The sequence below is a fragment of the Escherichia sp. TC-EC600-tetX4 genome (assembly GCF_019356055.1).
GTDB lineage: Bacteria > Pseudomonadota > Gammaproteobacteria > Enterobacterales > Enterobacteriaceae.
In genome coordinates, this window is record NZ_CP079924.1 from 191,124 (window position 1) to 207,607 (window position 16,484).

Below are 16,484 nucleotides of genomic sequence, written 5' to 3' on the forward strand. Positions count from 1 at the left end.
ATGAAAAGAAAACTATTCTGGATTTGTGCAGTGGCTATGGGGATGAGTGCGTTCCCCTCTTTCATGACGCAGGCGACGCCAGCAACGCAACCACTGATCAATGCTGAGCCAGCTGTAGCCGCCCAGACGGAACAAAATCCGCAGGTGGGGCAAGTGATGCCGGGCGTGCAGGGCGCTGATGCGCCAGTCGTGGCGCAGAACGGTCCTTCGCGTGATGTGAAGCTGACCTTTGCGCAAATTGCACCGCCGCCGGGCAGCATGGTGCTACGTGGCATTAACCCGAACGGCAGCATTGAGTTTGGTATGCGCAGCGATGAAGTGGTGACGAAGGCGATGCTCAACCTCGAATACACCCCATCGCCATCGTTACTGCCTGTCCAGTCGCAGTTAAAGGTTTATCTCAATGATGAACTGATGGGCGTGCTGCCAGTGACCAAAGAACAGTTGGGTAAAAAAACGCTGGCGCAAATGCCCATTAACCCACTGTTTATTAGCGACTTCAACCGTGTACGGCTGGAGTTTGTCGGCCATTATCAGGACGTGTGCGAAAAACCGGCCAGCACCACGCTTTGGCTGGATGTTGGGCGGAGCAGTGGACTGGATCTGACCTATCAGACCCTGAATGTGAAGAATGACCTGTCACACTTCCCGGTGCCATTCTTTGACCCGAGCGATAACCGCACCAACACCTTGCCGATGGTCTTTGCGGGTGCGCCGGATGTTGGGCTGCAACAAGCCTCTGCCATTGTCGCCTCGTGGTTTGGTTCGCGTTCTGGCTGGCGTGGGCAGAACTTCCCGGTACTCTATAACCAACTGCCGGATCGCAATGCCATTGTCTTTGCAACCAACGACAAACGGCCGGACTTCCTGCGCGATCATCCGGCGGTAAAAGCCCCGGTGATTGAGATGATTAACCATCCGCAGAATCCTTACGTCAAACTGCTGGTGGTGTTTGGTCGTGACGACAAAGACCTGTTGCAGGCAGCGAAAGGTATCGCTCAGGGTAACATTCTGTTCCGTGGTGAAAGCGTGGTAGTGAATGAAGTGAAACCGCTGCTACCGCGTAAGCCGTACGATGCGCCGAACTGGGTACGTACCGATCGTCCGGTCACATTTGGCGAACTGAAAACCTATGAAGAACAGTTACAATCCAGCGGTCTTGAGCCAGCAGCGATTAACGTTTCGCTAAACCTGCCGCCGGATCTCTACCTGATGCGCAGTACCGGCATTGATATGGATATTAATTACCGCTACACCATGCCGCCGGTGAAAGACAGTTCGCGGATGGATATCAGCCTGAATAACCAGTTCCTGCAATCCTTCAACCTGAGCAGCAAACAGGAGGCGAACCGCCTGCTGCTGCGGATTCCGGTATTACAAGGTTTGCTGGATGGCAAAACAGATGTCTCTATTCCGGCGCTGAAACTGGGCGCGACCAACCAGCTGCGCTTCGACTTTGAGTATATGAACCCGATGCCGGGCGGTTCGGTGGATAACTGTATTACCTTCCAGCCGGTGCAGAATCATGTGGTGATTGGTGACGACTCCACCATCGACTTCTCGAAGTATTACCACTTCATCCCGATGCCGGATCTACGCGCCTTTGCTAACGCGGGCTTCCCATTCAGCCGGATGGCGGATCTGTCGCAAACCATCACCGTGATGCCGAAAGCGCCTAACGAAGCACAGATGGAAACGTTGCTGAATACTGTTGGTTTTATCGGCGCACAGACGGGCTTCCCGGCGATTAATCTGACGGTGACCGATGATGGCAGCACCATTCAGGGCAAAGATGCCGACATCATGATCATCGGTGGTATCCCGGACAAACTGAAAGACGATAAGCAGATCGACCTATTGGTGCAGGCGACCGAAAGCTGGGTGAAAACACCGATGCGCCAGACCCCGTTCCCCGGCATTGTGCCGGACGAGAGCGATCGCGCGGCAGAAACCCGGTCAACGCTGACCTCTTCCGGTGCGATGGCGGCGGTGATTGGCTTCCAGTCGCCGTATAACGACCAGCGCAGCGTGATTGCGCTGTTGGCAGATAGCCCACGCGGTTATGAAATGCTTAACGATGCGGTGAACGATAGCGGCAAACGCGCCACCATGTTCGGTTCGGTCGCGGTGATCCGCGAGTCCGGTATCAACAGCCTACGTGTTGGCGACGTTTATTACGTAGGTCATCTGCCGTGGTTCGAGCGCGTGTGGTATGCGCTGGCAAACCATCCGATTCTGCTGGCGGTGCTGGCGGCTATCAGTGTGATATTGCTGGCATGGGTACTGTGGCGTCTGCTGCGAATTATTAGTCGTCGTCGTCTTAACCCGGATAACGAGTAATTGAAGATGAATGTGTTGCGTAGTGGAATCGTGACGATGCTGCTGCTGGCTGCCTTTAGTGTTCAGGCAGCCTGTACCTGGCCTGCCTGGGAGCAGTTTAAAAAGGATTACATCAGTCAGGAAGGGCGCGTCATCGACCCCAGCGACGCGCGCAAAATCACCACCTCCGAAGGGCAAAGTTACGGCATGTTCTCTGCCCTGGCGGCTAACGACCGTGCAGCTTTCGATAATATTCTCGACTGGACGCAGAACAATCTCGCTCAGGGTTCTTTAAAAGAACGTTTGCCCGCCTGGCTGTGGGGCAAGAAAGAGAACAGTAAGTGGGAAGTGCTGGACAGCAATTCGGCCTCCGATGGTGATGTCTGGATGGCCTGGTCGTTGCTGGAGGCGGGGCGTTTGTGGAAAGAGCAGCGTTATACCGACATCGGCAGCGCGTTGCTAAAACGTATCGCGCGGGAGGAAGTGGTGACGGTGCCTGGGCTGGGTTCCATGTTGTTACCGGGCAAAGTGGGTTTTGCTGAGGATAACAGCTGGCGTTTTAACCCCAGCTACCTGCCGCCGACGCTGGCGCAGTATTTCACCCGCTTTGGCGCGCCGTGGACCACGCTGCGCGAAACCAATCAACGTTTATTGCTGGAAACCGCCCCGAAAGGTTTTTCGCCAGACTGGGTGCGCTATGAGAAAGACAAAGGCTGGCAGCTAAAAGCCGAAAAAACATTGATCAGCAGCTACGACGCTATCCGCGTTTACATGTGGGTAGGCATGATGCCTGACAGCGATCCGCAAAAAGCGCGGATGCTCAACCGGTTTAAACCGATGGCGACATTCACTGAGAAAAACGGTTATCCGCCGGAAAAAGTGGATGTGGCTACGGGGAAAGCGCAGGGTAAAGGACCAGTCGGTTTTTCTGCCGCCATGCTGCCCTTTTTACAAAACCGCGATGCGCAGGCCGTTCAGCGCCAGCGCGTGGCCGATAACTTTCCCGGCAGCGATGCCTATTACAACTATGTGCTGACCCTGTTTGGACAAGGCTGGGATCAACACCGTTTCCGCTTCTCGACAAAAGGTGAGTTATTACCTGACTGGGGCCAGGAATGCGCAAATTCACACTAAACATATTCACGCTTTCCCTCGGTCTGGCCGTCATGCCGATGGTCGAGGCAGCACCAACCGCTCAGCAACAGTTGCTGGAGCAAGTTCGGTTAGGCGAAGCGACCCATCGTGAAGATCTGGTGCAACAGTCGTTATATCGGCTGGAACTTATTGATCCGAATAACCCGGACGTCGTTGCCGCCCGTTTCCGTTCTTTGTTACGTCAGGGCGATATTGATGGCGCGCAAAAACAGCTCGATCGGCTGTCGCAGTTAGCGCCGAGTTCAAATGCGTATAAATCGTCGCGGACTACGATGCTACTTTCCACGCCGGATGGTCGTCAGGCACTGCAACAGGCACGATTGCAGGCGACGACCGGTCATGCAGAAGAAGCTGTGGCGAGTTACAACAAACTGTTCAACGGTGCGCCGCCGGAAGGTGACATTGCTGTCGAGTACTGGAGTACGGTGGCGAAAATTCCGGCTCGCCGTGGCGAAGCGATTAATCAGTTAAAACGCATCAATGCGGATGCACCGGGCAATACGGGCCTGCAAAACAATCTGGCGCTATTGCTGTTTAGTAGCGATCGCCGTGACGAAGGTTTTGCCGTCCTGGAACAGATGGCAAAATCGAACGCCGGGCGCGAAGGGGCCTCTAAAATCTGGTACGGGCAGATTAAAGACATGCCCGTCAGTGATGCCAGTGTGTCGGCGCTGAAAAAATATCTCTCGATCTTTAGTGATGGCGATAGCGTGGCGGCTGCGCAATCGCAACTGGCAGAACAGCAAAAACAGCTGGCCGATCCTGCTTTCCGCGCTCGTGCGCAAGGTTTAGCGGCGGTGGACTCTGGTATGGCGGGTAAAGCCATTCCCGAACTACAACAGGCGGTGCGGGCGAACCCGAAAGACAGTGAAGCTCTGGGGGCGCTGGGCCAGGCGTATTCTCAGAAAGGCGATCGCGCCAATGCAGTGGCGAATCTGGAAAAAGCCCTCGCACTGGACCCGCACAGCAGCAACAACGACAAATGGAACAGTCTGCTGAAAGTAAACCGCTACTGGCTGGCGATCCAGCAGGGCGATGCTGCGCTGAAAGCCAATAATCCTGACCGGGCAGAACGCCTGTTCCAGCAGGCGCGTAATGTCGATAACACCGACAGTTATGCAGTGCTGGGGCTGGGCGATGTGGCGATGGCGCGAAAAGATTATCCCGCCGCCGAACGTTATTATCAGCAGACCTTGCGTATGGACAGCGGCAACACTAACGCCGTGCGCGGGCTGGCAAATATTTACCGCCAGCAATCGCCAGAAAAAGCTGAAGCGTTTATCGCCTCGCTCTCTGCCAGTCAGCGGCGTAGCATTGATGATATCGAACGCAGCCTGCAAAACGACCGTCTGGCACAGCAGGCAGAGGCACTGGAAAACCAGGGCAAATGGGCGCAGGCGGCAGCACTTCAGCGGCAACGACTGGCGCTGGACCCCGGCAGCGTATGGATTACTTACCGACTTTCGCAGGATCTCTGGCAGGCCGGACAACGCAGCCAGGCCGATACGTTAATGCGCAATCTGGCGCAGCAGAAGTCGAACGACCCGGAGCAGGTTTACGCTTACGGGCTGTACCTCTCTGGTCATGACCAGGACAGAGCGGCGCTGGCGCATATCAATAGCCTGCCGCGTGCGCAGTGGAACAGCAATATTCAGGAGCTGGTTAATCGACTGCAAAGCGATCAGGTGCTGGAAACCGCTAACCGCCTGCGAGAAAGCGGCAAAGAGGCAGAAGCGGAAGCGATGCTGCGCCAGCAACCACCTTCCACGCGTATTGACCTCACGCTGGCTGACTGGGCGCAACAACGACGTGATTACACCGCCGCCCGCGCTGCATATCAGAATGTCCTGACGCGGGAGCCAGCTAACGCCGACGCCATTCTTGGTCTGACGGAAGTGGATATTGCTGCCGGTGACAAAGCGGCGGCACGTAGCCAGCTGGCGAAACTGCCCGCTACCGATAACGCCTCGCTGAACACACAGCGGCGCGTGGCGCTGGCACAGGCGCAGCTTGGCGATACCGCAGCAGCGCAGCGGACGTTTAATAAGTTGATCCCGCAGGCAAAATCTCAGCCACCGTCGATGGAAAGCGCGATGGTGCTGCGTGATGGTGCGAAGTTTGAAGCGCAGGCGGGCGATCCAACGCAGGCGCTGGAAACCTACAAAGACGCCATGGTCGCATCCGGTGTGACTACGACGCGTCCGCAGGATAACGACACCTTTACCCGACTGACCCGTAACGACGAGAAAGATGACTGGCTGAAACGTGGCGTGCGCAGCGATGCGGCGGACCTCTATCGCCAGCAGGATCTTAACGTCACCCTTGAGCACGATTACTGGGGTTCGAGCGGCACCGGTGGTTACTCCGATCTGAAAGCGCACACTACCATGTTGCAGGTGGATGCGCCGTATTCTGACGGGCGGATGTTCTTTCGCAGTGATTTCGTCAATATGAACGTCGGCAGTTTCTCCACTAATGCCGATGGCAAATGGGATGACAACTGGGGCACCTGTACATTACAGGACTGTAGCGGCAACCGCAGCCAGTCGGATTCCGGTGCCAGCGTGGCGGTCGGCTGGCGAAATGACGTCTGGAGCTGGGATATCGGTACCACGCCGATGGGCTTCAACGTGGTGGATGTGGTCGGCGGCATCAGTTACAGCGATGATATCGGGCCGCTGGGTTACACCGTTAACGCCCACCGTCGGCCCATCTCCAGTTCTTTGCTGGCCTTTGGTGGGCAAAAAGACTCCCCGAGCAATACCGGGAAAAAATGGGGTGGCGTACGTGCCGACGGTGTGGGGCTAAGTCTGAGCTACGATAAAGGTGAAGCAAACGGCGTCTGGGCATCGCTTAGTGGCGACCAGTTAACCGGTAAAAATGTCGAAGATAACTGGCGCGTGCGCTGGATGACGGGCTATTACTATAAGGTCATTAACCAGAACAATCGCCGCGTCACAATCGGCCTGAACAACATGATCTGGCATTACGACAAAGATCTGAGTGGCTACTCACTCGGTCAGGGCGGTTACTACAGTCCGCAGGAATACCTGTCGTTTGCCATACCGGTGATGTGGCGGGAGCGCACGGAAAACTGGTCGTGGGAGCTGGGTGCGTCTGGCTCGTGGTCGCATTCACGCACCAAAACCATGCCGCGTTATCCGCTGATGAATCTGATCCCGACCGACTGGCAGGAAGAAGCTGCGCGGCAATCCAACGATGGCGGCAGCAGTCAGGGCTTCGGCTACACGGCGCGGGCATTACTTGAACGACGTGTTACTTCCAACTGGTTTGTTGGCACGGCAATTGATATCCAGCAGGCGAAAGATTACGCACCCAGCCATTTCCTGCTCTACGTACGTTATTCCGCCGCCGGATGGCAGGGTGACATGGATTTACCGCCGCAGCCGCTGATACCTTACGCCGACTGGTAAGTTTTCAGATAGCGCCTCTCTTAATGCCGCTGCGATCGGGTATACTCGGGCGGCAATCTGGGATTTCCGGGGGGAGACAATTTGCGCGTAAGTCGCTCGTTAACAATCAAGCAGATGGCAATGGTGGCAGCCGTTGTCCTGGTGTTCGTTTTTATTTTTTGCACCGTTTTGCTGTTCCATCTGGTCCAGCAGAATCGCTATAACACGGCTACGCAACTGGAAAGCATTGCTCGCTCTGTCCGCGAACCCTTATCTTCAGCTATTTTGAAAGGCGATATTCCCGAAGCGGAAGCTATTCTTGCCAGCATTAAACCGGCAGGCGTGGTCAGCCGTGCCGATGTAGTGCTGCCTAACCAGTTCCAGGCGCTGCGTAAAAGTTTTATTCCAGAGCGCCCGGTGCCGGTAATGGTTACTCGCCTGTTTGAGCTACCGGTTCAAATCTCGCTGGGCGTTTACTCGCTCGAACGTCCGGCAAACCCGCAGCCAATTGCCTATCTGGTACTACAGGCGGATTCCTTCCGTATGTATAAGTTCGTGATGAGCACCCTCTCAACGTTAGTGACCATTTACTTACTTTTGTCGCTTATCCTGACCGTCGCCATCAGCTGGTGCATTAACCGCCTGATTTTGCATCCGTTACGCAATATTGCTCGCGAACTTAACGCCATCCCAGCCAAGGAGCTTGTTGGTCACCAACTGGCATTACCGCGTCTGCATCAGGACGATGAAATCGGTATGTTGGTGCGCAGTTACAACCTCAACCAGCAATTGCTGCAGCGCCATTATGAAGAACAGAACGAAAATGCGATGCGCTTCCCGGTGTCGGATTTGCCGAACAAAGCCTTGCTGATGGAGATGCTGGAGCAGGTTGTCGCGCGTAAACAAACCACCGCGCTGATGATCATCACCTGTGAAACCCTGCGTGATACTGCGGGCGTGCTGAAAGAGGCGCAACGAGAAATTCTGCTGCTGACGCTGGTGGAAAAACTCAAATCGGTACTGTCGCCACGTATGATCCTCGCGCAGATTAGCGGTTATGACTTTGCTGTCATTGCCAACGGTGTACAGGAACCGTGGCACGCAATCACCTTAGGTCAGCAAGTGCTCACTATCATGAGCGAGCGCCTGCCGATTGAACGTATTCAACTCCGTCCGCACTGTAGCATTGGCGTGGCGATGTTCTACGGCGATCTCACCGCCGAACAGCTTTACAGTCGCGCTATTTCTGCGGCATTTACCGCTCGCCATAAAGGCAAGAATCAGATTCAGTTCTTTGATCCGCAGCAGATGGAAGCCGCCCAGAAGCGGTTGACGGAAGAGAGCGATATCCTTAATGCACTGGAAAATCATCAGTTTGCTATTTGGTTACAGCCACAGGTCGAGATGACCAGCGGTAAACTGGTCAGTGCGGAAGTGTTACTGCGTATCCAGCAACCGGATGGCAGTTGGGACCTGCCGGATGGCTTAATCGATCGCATTGAGTGCTGTGGGCTGATGGTTACCGTCGGTCACTGGGTGCTGGAAGAGTCCTGTCGATTGCTTGCAGCCTGGCAAGAGCGCGGCATTATGCTGCCCTTGTCGGTAAACCTCTCTGCGCTGCAACTGATGCACCCGAATATGGTGGCGGATATGCTGGAACTGTTAACCCGCTATCGCATTCAGCCGGGAACACTGATTCTGGAAGTGACAGAAAGCCGACGTATTGACGACCCTCATGCTGCGGTGGCAATCCTCCGTCCGCTGCGCAATGCCGGAGTTCGGGTGGCGCTGGATGATTTCGGCATGGGCTACGCAGGGCTGCGTCAGCTGCAGCATATGAAATCGTTGCCAATCGACGTACTGAAAATCGACAAAATGTTTGTTGAAGGCTTGCCGGGAGATAGCAGCATGATTGCTGCAATTATCATGCTGGCGCAGAGCCTGAACTTACAAATGATTGCCGAAGGCGTGGAGACTGAAGCACAACGCGACTGGCTGGCAAAAGCGGGCGTTGGTATTGCCCAGGGCTTCCTTTTTGCTCGCCCACTCCCTATTGAAATCTTCGAAGAGAGTTACCTGGAAGAAAAGTAGCTACCCCAAACTGATTACAAAACTTTAAAAAGTGCTGGTTTGTGCGAGCCAGCTCAAACTTTTTAACCTTTTTGTTTCAATTATGATCCAGGTACATTTCTGTGATGTTGTCTGGGTGTTATTTTAAGGCCGCAGGTACCCCATAACCTTACAAGACCTGTGGTTTTACTAAAGGACACCCTATGAAAACCTCTCTGTTTAAAAGCCTTTACTTTCAGGTCCTGACAGCGATAGCCATTGGTATTCTCCTTGGCCATTTCTATCCTGAAATAGGCGAGCAAATGAAACCGCTTGGCGACGGCTTCGTTAAGCTCATTAAGATGATCATCGCTCCTGTCATCTTTTGTACCGTCGTAACGGGCATTGCGGGCATGGAAAGCATGAAGGCGGTCGGTCGTACCGGCGCAGTCGCACTGCTTTACTTTGAAATTGTCAGTACCATCGCGCTGATTATTGGTCTTATCATCGTTAACGTCGTGCAGCCTGGTGCCGGAATGAACGTCGATCCGGCAACGCTTGATGCGAAAGCGGTAGCGGTTTACGCCGATCAGGCGAAAGACCAGGGCATTGTCGCCTTCATTATGGATGTCATCCCGGCGAGCGTCATTGGCGCATTTGCCAGCGGTAACATTCTGCAGGTGCTGCTGTTTGCCGTACTGTTTGGTTTTGCGCTCCACCGTCTGGGCAGCAAAGGCCAACTGATTTTTAACGTCATCGAAAGTTTCTCGCAGGTCATCTTCGGCATCATCAATATGATCATGCGTCTGGCACCTATTGGTGCGTTCGGGGCAATGGCGTTTACCATCGGTAAATACGGCGTCGGCACACTGGTGCAACTGGGGCAGCTGATTATCTGTTTCTACATTACCTGTATCCTGTTTGTGGTGCTGGTATTGGGTTCAATCGCTAAAGCGACTGGTTTCAGTATCTTCAAATTTATCCGCTACATCCGTGAAGAACTGCTGATTGTACTGGGGACTTCATCTTCCGAGTCGGCGCTGCCGCGTATGCTCGACAAGATGGAGAAACTCGGCTGCCGTAAATCGGTGGTGGGGCTGGTCATCCCGACAGGCTACTCGTTTAACCTTGATGGCACATCGATATACCTGACAATGGCGGCGGTGTTTATCGCCCAGGCCACTAACAGTCAGATGGATATCGTCCACCAAATCACGCTGTTAATCGTGTTGCTGCTTTCTTCTAAAGGGGCGGCAGGGGTAACGGGTAGTGGCTTTATCGTGCTGGCGGCGACGCTCTCTGCGGTGGGCCATTTGCCGGTAGCGGGTCTGGCGCTGATCCTCGGTATCGACCGCTTTATGTCAGAAGCTCGTGCGCTGACTAACCTGGTCGGTAACGGCGTAGCGACCATTGTCGTTGCTAAGTGGGTGAAAGAACTGGACCACAAAAAACTGGACGATGTGCTGAATAATCGTGCGCCGGATGGCAAAACGCACGAATTATCCTCTTAATCTCATCACTTATGCCCGCACTCCCTTCCCCGAGTGCGGGTGTTTGCGCATAATTGACCCCTGTGCCTGAACTTACCACCTGGGTGAGTTCAGGTTTATTTCACTTCTTCCGTGACATTTTCATGTTCTTGCGGTCTAACACGAAGTGTTTTTAACGTCATTTAGACTGACCGACAACGGGCAGTTTTTTTATTACCAGGATAGTTGATCAGGGGTTCACATGCAGGGCACAAAAATTCGACTTTTAGCGGGCGGTTTGCTGATGATGGCCACTGCTGGCTATGTGCAGGCAGATGCGCTCCAGCCTGATCCAGCATGGCAACAGGGGACGCTTTCCAACGGTTTACAGTGGCAAGTGCTGACCACCCCCCAGCGTCCCAGCGATCGTGTTGAAATTCGCCTGCTGGTTAATACCGGTTCGCTCGCCGAAAGTACACAACAGAGCGGTTACAGTCACGCCATCCCTCGTATTGCGCTAACGCAAAGCGGTGGCCTTGACGCAGCACAGGCGCGTTCATTGTGGCAGCAGGGGATCGACCCTAAACGCCCGATGCCGCCGGTAATTGTCTCTTATGACACCACGCTGTTTAATCTGAGTTTGCCCAATAACCGTAACGATTTGCTGAAAGAAGCGCTCTCTTATCTGGCAAATGCCACTGGCAAATTGACCATCACACCAGAAACCATCAACCACGCGCTGCAAAGTCAGGACATGGTGGCAACCTGGCCTGCCGATACTAAAGAGGGCTGGTGGCGCTATCGTCTGAAAGGGTCAACCTTGTTAGGTCACGATCCTGCCGATCCGCTGAAACAACCCGTTGAAGCGGAAAAAATTAAAGATTTCTATCAGAAATGGTACACCCCGGATGCAATGACGCTACTGGTGGTGGGAAACGTGGATGCGCGCTCGGTTGTCGACCAAATAAACAAAACGTTTGGCGAACTGAAAGGCAAACGTGAAACGCCAGCTCCGGTGCCGACGCTTTCTCCGCTGCGTGCGGAAGCGGTGAGTATTATGACTGACGCGGTGCGTCAGGACCGGTTATCTATCATGTGGGATACGCCGTGGCAGCCGATTCGTGAATCAGCCGCACTGCTGCGCTACTGGCGTGCGGACCTGGCCCGCGAGGCGCTGTTCTGGCATGTTCAGCAAGCGTTAAGTGCCAGTAACAGCAAAGACATCGGTCTTGGATTTGACTGCCGTGTGCTGTATCTGCGTGCGCAGTGTGCCATCAACATCGAATCACCAAACGACAAGCTGAACAGCAACCTTAATCTGGTGGCGCGTGAACTGGCGAAGGTTCGCGATAAAGGTCTGCCGGAAGAAGAGTTCAATGCGTTAGTGGCGCAAAAGAAACTGGAGCTGCAGAAACTGTTTGCCGCCTATGCACGAGCTGATACCGATATTCTGATGGGTCAGCGGATGCGTTCGTTGCAAAATCAGGTTGTCGATATCGCGCCGGAGCAATATCAGAAACTGCGGCAGGATTTCCTTAATAGCCTGACGGTAGAGATGTTAAATCAGGATCTGCGTCAACAGTTGTCGAATGATATGGCGTTAATACTGCTGCAGCCGAAAGGCGAGCCGGAATTTAACATGAAAGCGTTGCAGGCGGTCTGGGATCAAATCATGGCCCCATCTACCGCCGCTGCGACCACCTCTGTCGCCACGGATGACGTACATCCTGAAGTGACGGATATTCCACCTGCACAGTAATGCCTGATGGTGATGAGTTAGCACAACCATCAGGTATTTATGGATGAGCTGGATAGAGGGGTAACACTTTATCCAGCCTTTTGCATATGCTGCGTTTACGCTGGCATCGCCTCACGCGGGATAATCGCGCCGCGATACTGAATAACGGTACTTGCGGTCAGGTGCCCACGTTTCGCCGCGTCTTCCGCGCTGCCGCCTGTCAGACGTACCGCCAGATAACCGGCACTGAAAGAGTCGCCAGCTGCGGTGGTATCGATCACTTTTTCTTTCGGCAGTTTCACCGCCGGAACATCCACTAACCCTTCGCCAGCAATGGACACCAGGCAAGAATCCGCCCCGCGTTTCACCACCACTTCTTTCACGCCCGCGTTATGGGTGCGCGCAATGACGTCTTCCACCGGCTGTTGACCCCACAGCGCGTCTTCGTCGTCCAGCGTCAGGAAGGCGATATCCGTGCATTCCAGCATTTGTTGGTACACCTGCTGTGTCTCTTCTTTGCTGGCCCACAGGCGCGGACGATAGTTATTGTCGAAAATCACTTTTCCGCCGTTGGCGCGGCATTCGCGCAGCAGGGAAAGCAGCTTTTCGCGGCTGGTCGGGCTTAAGATCGCCAGGCTAATCCCGCTCAGGTAGAGATAATCGAAATTCGCCAGCTCTTCGCAAATCGCCGCAGACTGCTCACTCTCCAGCCAGAATTTGGCGGCGGCTTCGTTCCGCCAGTAGTAGAACGTACGCTCGCCGGTGCTGTCGGTTTCAATGTAGTAAAGGCCCGGCAGACGGTTTTCCATCCGTTGGGTCAGGGAAGTATCAACGTTCTCGCCGTGCCAGGCGTCCAGCATCTGCTGGCTAAAACTGTCCGTTCCCAGCGCCGTTACGTAATGAACGGTTAATGCCGCAGGATCGACCTGACGGGCGATATAGACGGAAGTGTTCAGGGTATCGCCGCCGAAACCGCGCTTAACGTCCGCGCCTTTCTCGGAAAGCTCAATCATGCATTCGCCAATCACGGCAATCTTTTTGGACATAGTCGTGAACCTGATCTGTAAAAAATTAGCGTTAGTTTGCGCTGTGGTGGTTTGCTGGTCAACCATATTAAAACAGTGTTCCATTATTTTTTTGAGCCAGAACGTATTCCTGAAAGATTCCGTTGTGGAGTGAGGAAATTTACCCCGGCCAGGCGGTAAAGTTCTGCCCTTACGCGCCGATAATCTTTGTCGAGTCCGGGCAGCATCACTTTTAAACACAGGACATCTTTGATGATAAGGCAGGTTATCCAGCGAATAAGCAACCCTGAAGCAAGCATCGAGAGCTTGCAGGAACGGCGTTTTTGGTTGCAGTGTGAGCGTGCTTACACCTGGCAGCCGATCTATCAAACATGCGGGCGGTTAATGGCCGTGGAGCTATTAACGGTGGTCACGCATCCCTTGAACCCTTCGCAACGCCTGCCGCCGGATCGCTATTTTACTGAAATCACCGTCAGCCATCGGATGGAGGTTGTGAAAGAGCAGATTGATTTGCTGGCGCAAAAAGCCGACTTCTTTATAGAGCACGGCCTGCTGGCATCGGTCAATATTGATGGCCCTACGCTCATCGCCCTGCGTCAGCAACCAAAAATCCTGCGCCAGATTGAGCGTCTTCCCTGGCTGCGTTTCGAACTGGTGGAGCATATCCGTCTGCCGAAAGATTCAACCTTTGCCTCGATGTGTGAATTTGGCCCGCTGTGGCTGGATGATTTTGGTACCGGGATGGCAAATTTCTCTGCGCTAAGTGAAGTGCGTTATGACTACATCAAAATCGCGCGAGAACTGTTTGTGATGCTGCGTCAGTCGCCGGAAGGACGCACACTCTTTTCTCAGCTTTTACATCTAATGAATCGCTATTGTCGCGGGGTGATTGTCGAGGGCGTAGAAACGCCGGAAGAGTGGCGTGATGTTCAGAACTCGCCCGCATTCGCCGCACAAGGCTGGTTTCTTTCACGCCCGGCACCGATAGAAACGCTGAATACGGCGGTTCTGGCGCTATAAGCTGCCTCATTTTCCGCCTGGCTGGACTATCTTTAGGACTGGCACAGGAAGAATATGAGGAAGCGAACGATGAGCAAGGCAGGCAAAATAACCGCTGCGATTTCAGGGGCTTTCTTGTTGTTGATTGTCGTGGCGATCATTTTGATTGCAACTTTTGACTGGAATCGACTCAAACCGACTATCAACCAGAAAGTCTCTGCGGAGTTGAATCGTCCGTTCGCTATCCGTGGCGATCTGGGCGTGGTGTGGGAGCGGCAAAAACAAGAAACTGGCTGGCGCAGCTGGGTGCCGTGGCCCCATGTACACGCGGAAGACATCATTCTTGGCAATCCACCGGATATTCCCGAAGTCACGATGGTGCATTTGCCACGCGTAGAGGCAACGCTGGCCCCGCTGGCGCTGCTGACCAAAACGGTCTGGCTGCCGTGGATCAAGCTCGAAAAGCCCGACGCGCGCCTGATTCGCCTCTCTGAAAAGAACAATAACTGGACGTTTAATCTTGCCAACGATGATAACAAAGACGCGAATGCAAAGCCGTCGGCATGGTCGTTTCGGCTGGATAATATTCTTTTCGATCAAGGGCGGATCGCCATTGATGACAAAGTAAGCAAAGCGGATCTGGAGATTTTTGTTGATCCCTTAGGCAAGCCGCTGCCGTTCAGCGAAGTTACTGGATCGAAAGGTAAAGCGGATAAAGAAAAGGTGGGCGATTACGTTTTTGGCCTGAAGGCGCAGGGACGATATAACGGTGAACCGCTCACGGGTACGGGAAAAATAGGCGGTATGCTGGCGCTGCGTGGCGAAGGGACGCCGTTTCCGGTACAGGCTGATTTCCGCTCTGGTAACACCCGTGTTGCTTTTGATGGCGTCGTGAATGACCCAATGAAGATGGGCGGTGTCGATTTACGGCTTAAATTTTCTGGCGATTCACTGGGTGATCTCTATGAACTGACGGGCGTTCTGCTGCCCGATACCCCGCCGTTTGAAACGGATGGTCGGCTGGTAGCGAAAATCGACACTGAAAAATCGTCGGTCTTTGATTATCGCGGTTTTAATGGGCGAATTGGTGATAGCGATATCCACGGTTCTCTGGTCTACACCACCGGAAAGCCACGACCAAAACTGGAAGGTGATGTCGAGTCGCGGCAATTGCGGCTGGCGGACCTGGGACCGTTGATTGGCGTTGATTCCGGGAAAGGGGCAGAAAAGTCGAAACGGTCTGAACAGAAGAAGGGCGAAAAAAGCGTTCAGCCTGCGGGCAAAGTGCTGCCTTATGACCGCTTCGAAACCGATAAATGGGACGTTATGGATGCCGATGTTCGCTTCAAAGGGCGGCGCATTGAGCATGGCAGTAGCCTGCCGATTAGCGATCTTTCTACTCATATCATCCTCAAAAATGCTGACCTGCGCCTGCAACCGCTGAAATTTGGCATGGCGGGCGGCAGCATTGCGGCGAATATTCATCTGGAAGGCGATAAAAAGCCGATGCAGGGGCGGGCAGATATTCAGGCTCGTCGACTGAAACTGAAAGAACTGATGCCCGATGTGGAACTGATGCAGAAGACGCTGGGGGAAATGAACGGTGACGCGGAACTACGCGGTAGCGGTAACTCGGTGGCGGCACTTTTAGGCAACAGTAACGGCAACCTGAAACTGTTGATGAATGACGGGCTGGTGAGCCGCAACCTGATGGAGATTGTTGGGCTGAATGTCGGCAACTACATTGTCGGTGCGATATTTGGTGATGATGAGGTGCGGGTGAACTGCGCGGCGGCGAATCTGAATATTGCCAACGGCGTGGCGCGCCCGCAGATTTTTGCTTTCGATACTGAGAACGCGTTGATTAATGTTACCGGCACGGCAAGTTTTGCTTCGGAACAGCTGGATTTGACTATTGATCCGGAGAGTAAAGGAATTCGGATTATCACACTGCGTTCGCCGCTGTATGTGCGGGGGACGTTTAAAAATCCGCAGGCTGGGGTGAAAGCCGGACCGCTGATTGCCCGTGGTGCTGTTGCTGCGGCACTGGCAACGCTGGTAACACCGGCGGCGGCGTTACTGGCACTGATCTCACCTTCCGAAGGGGAGGCTAATCAGTGTCGGACGATTTTGTCGCAGATGAAGAAGTGATGATAATTGCCGGATGTCTGACATCCGGCAATTAAACAGATTTAGATTGTTGGCAAAGTGTGCTTTGTTCATGCCGGATGCGGCGTGAACGCCTTATCCGGCCTACAAATCCTTGCGAATTCAATATATTGTATGGAAATTCAGGCCTGATAAGCGTAGCGCATCA

General features: G+C 53.9%; 9 protein-coding genes. 8 read left to right on the top strand and 1 reads right to left on the bottom strand.

All coding sequences use genetic code 11. The annotated features are described in order from the left end of the window. From bcsB to KXD89_RS00935, 6 genes are all read left to right on the top strand, one after another. Positions 1 to 2,340, top strand: coding sequence for a cellulose biosynthesis cyclic di-GMP-binding regulatory protein BcsB (gene bcsB, locus KXD89_RS00910; RefSeq protein WP_001407405.1), 2,340 nt, complete (start codon positions 1 to 3; stop codon positions 2,338 to 2,340). A gap of 6 nt (positions 2,341 to 2,346) precedes the next feature. Further along, a complete protein-coding gene (gene bcsZ, locus KXD89_RS00915; RefSeq protein ID WP_001311203.1) occupies positions 2,347 to 3,453 on the top strand; it encodes a cellulose synthase complex periplasmic endoglucanase BcsZ in 1,107 nt (368 codons plus the stop codon). Continuing rightward, positions 3,435 to 6,908: a cellulose synthase complex outer membrane protein BcsC gene (gene bcsC, locus KXD89_RS00920; protein WP_001225124.1), complete on the top strand. Its 3,474-nt coding sequence runs from the start codon at positions 3,435 to 3,437 to the stop codon at positions 6,906 to 6,908. The genes bcsZ and bcsC overlap by 19 nt, the downstream gene beginning before the upstream one ends. Positions 6,909 to 6,989: 81 nt before the next feature. Then, positions 6,990 to 8,978, top strand: coding sequence for a biofilm formation regulator HmsP (gene hmsP / locus KXD89_RS00925; protein ID WP_001266293.1), 1,989 nt, complete (start codon positions 6,990 to 6,992; stop codon positions 8,976 to 8,978). Positions 8,979 to 9,160: 182 nt separating this feature from the next. Then, complete coding sequence (gene dctA, locus KXD89_RS00930; protein ID WP_000858214.1) at positions 9,161 to 10,447, top strand: C4-dicarboxylate transporter DctC; 1,287 nt, start codon at positions 9,161 to 9,163, stop codon at positions 10,445 to 10,447. 220 nt (positions 10,448 to 10,667) lie between these two features. After that, positions 10,668 to 12,164 (top strand): pitrilysin family protein, encoded by a 1,497-nt coding sequence (locus KXD89_RS00935; RefSeq protein WP_001163141.1) that lies wholly within the window; start codon positions 10,668 to 10,670, stop codon positions 12,162 to 12,164. Positions 12,165 to 12,259: 95 nt separating this feature from the next. On the opposite strand, the gene kdgK is transcribed toward KXD89_RS00935, so the two are convergent. After that, complete coding sequence (kdgK, locus tag KXD89_RS00940; RefSeq protein WP_000037562.1) at positions 12,260 to 13,189, bottom strand: 2-dehydro-3-deoxygluconokinase; 930 nt, start codon at positions 13,187 to 13,189, stop codon at positions 12,260 to 12,262. Positions 13,190 to 13,420: 231 nt separating this feature from the next. Between kdgK and pdeH the strand changes: the two genes are divergently transcribed. Then, positions 13,421 to 14,188 (top strand): cyclic-guanylate-specific phosphodiesterase, encoded by a 768-nt coding sequence (gene pdeH / locus KXD89_RS00945; protein ID WP_001295219.1) that lies wholly within the window; start codon positions 13,421 to 13,423, stop codon positions 14,186 to 14,188. Positions 14,189 to 14,257: 69 nt separating this feature from the next. Then, positions 14,258 to 16,318 (top strand): AsmA family protein, encoded by a 2,061-nt coding sequence (locus tag KXD89_RS00950; protein WP_001296794.1) that lies wholly within the window; start codon positions 14,258 to 14,260, stop codon positions 16,316 to 16,318. The last annotated feature ends 166 nt before the right edge of the window (positions 16,319 to 16,484 follow it).

Excerpts from the sequence above, each read along its gene's own strand:
- bcsB (WP_001407405.1), top strand. The coding sequence starts at position 1 with ATGAAAAGAAAACTATTCTGGATTTGTGCAGTGGCTATGGGGATGAGT.
- bcsZ (WP_001311203.1), top strand. The coding sequence starts at position 2,347 with ATGAATGTGTTGCGTAGTGGAATCGTGACGATGCTGCTGCTGGCTGCC.
- bcsC (WP_001225124.1), top strand. The coding sequence starts at position 3,435 with ATGCGCAAATTCACACTAAACATATTCACGCTTTCCCTCGGTCTGGCC.
- dctA (WP_000858214.1), top strand. The coding sequence starts at position 9,161 with ATGAAAACCTCTCTGTTTAAAAGCCTTTACTTTCAGGTCCTGACAGCG.
- KXD89_RS00935 (WP_001163141.1), top strand. The coding sequence starts at position 10,668 with ATGCAGGGCACAAAAATTCGACTTTTAGCGGGCGGTTTGCTGATGATG.
- kdgK (WP_000037562.1), bottom strand. The coding sequence starts at position 13,189 with ATGTCCAAAAAGATTGCCGTGATTGGCGAATGCATGATTGAGCTTTCC.
- pdeH (WP_001295219.1), top strand. The coding sequence starts at position 13,421 with ATGATAAGGCAGGTTATCCAGCGAATAAGCAACCCTGAAGCAAGCATC.
- KXD89_RS00950 (WP_001296794.1), top strand. The coding sequence starts at position 14,258 with ATGAGCAAGGCAGGCAAAATAACCGCTGCGATTTCAGGGGCTTTCTTG.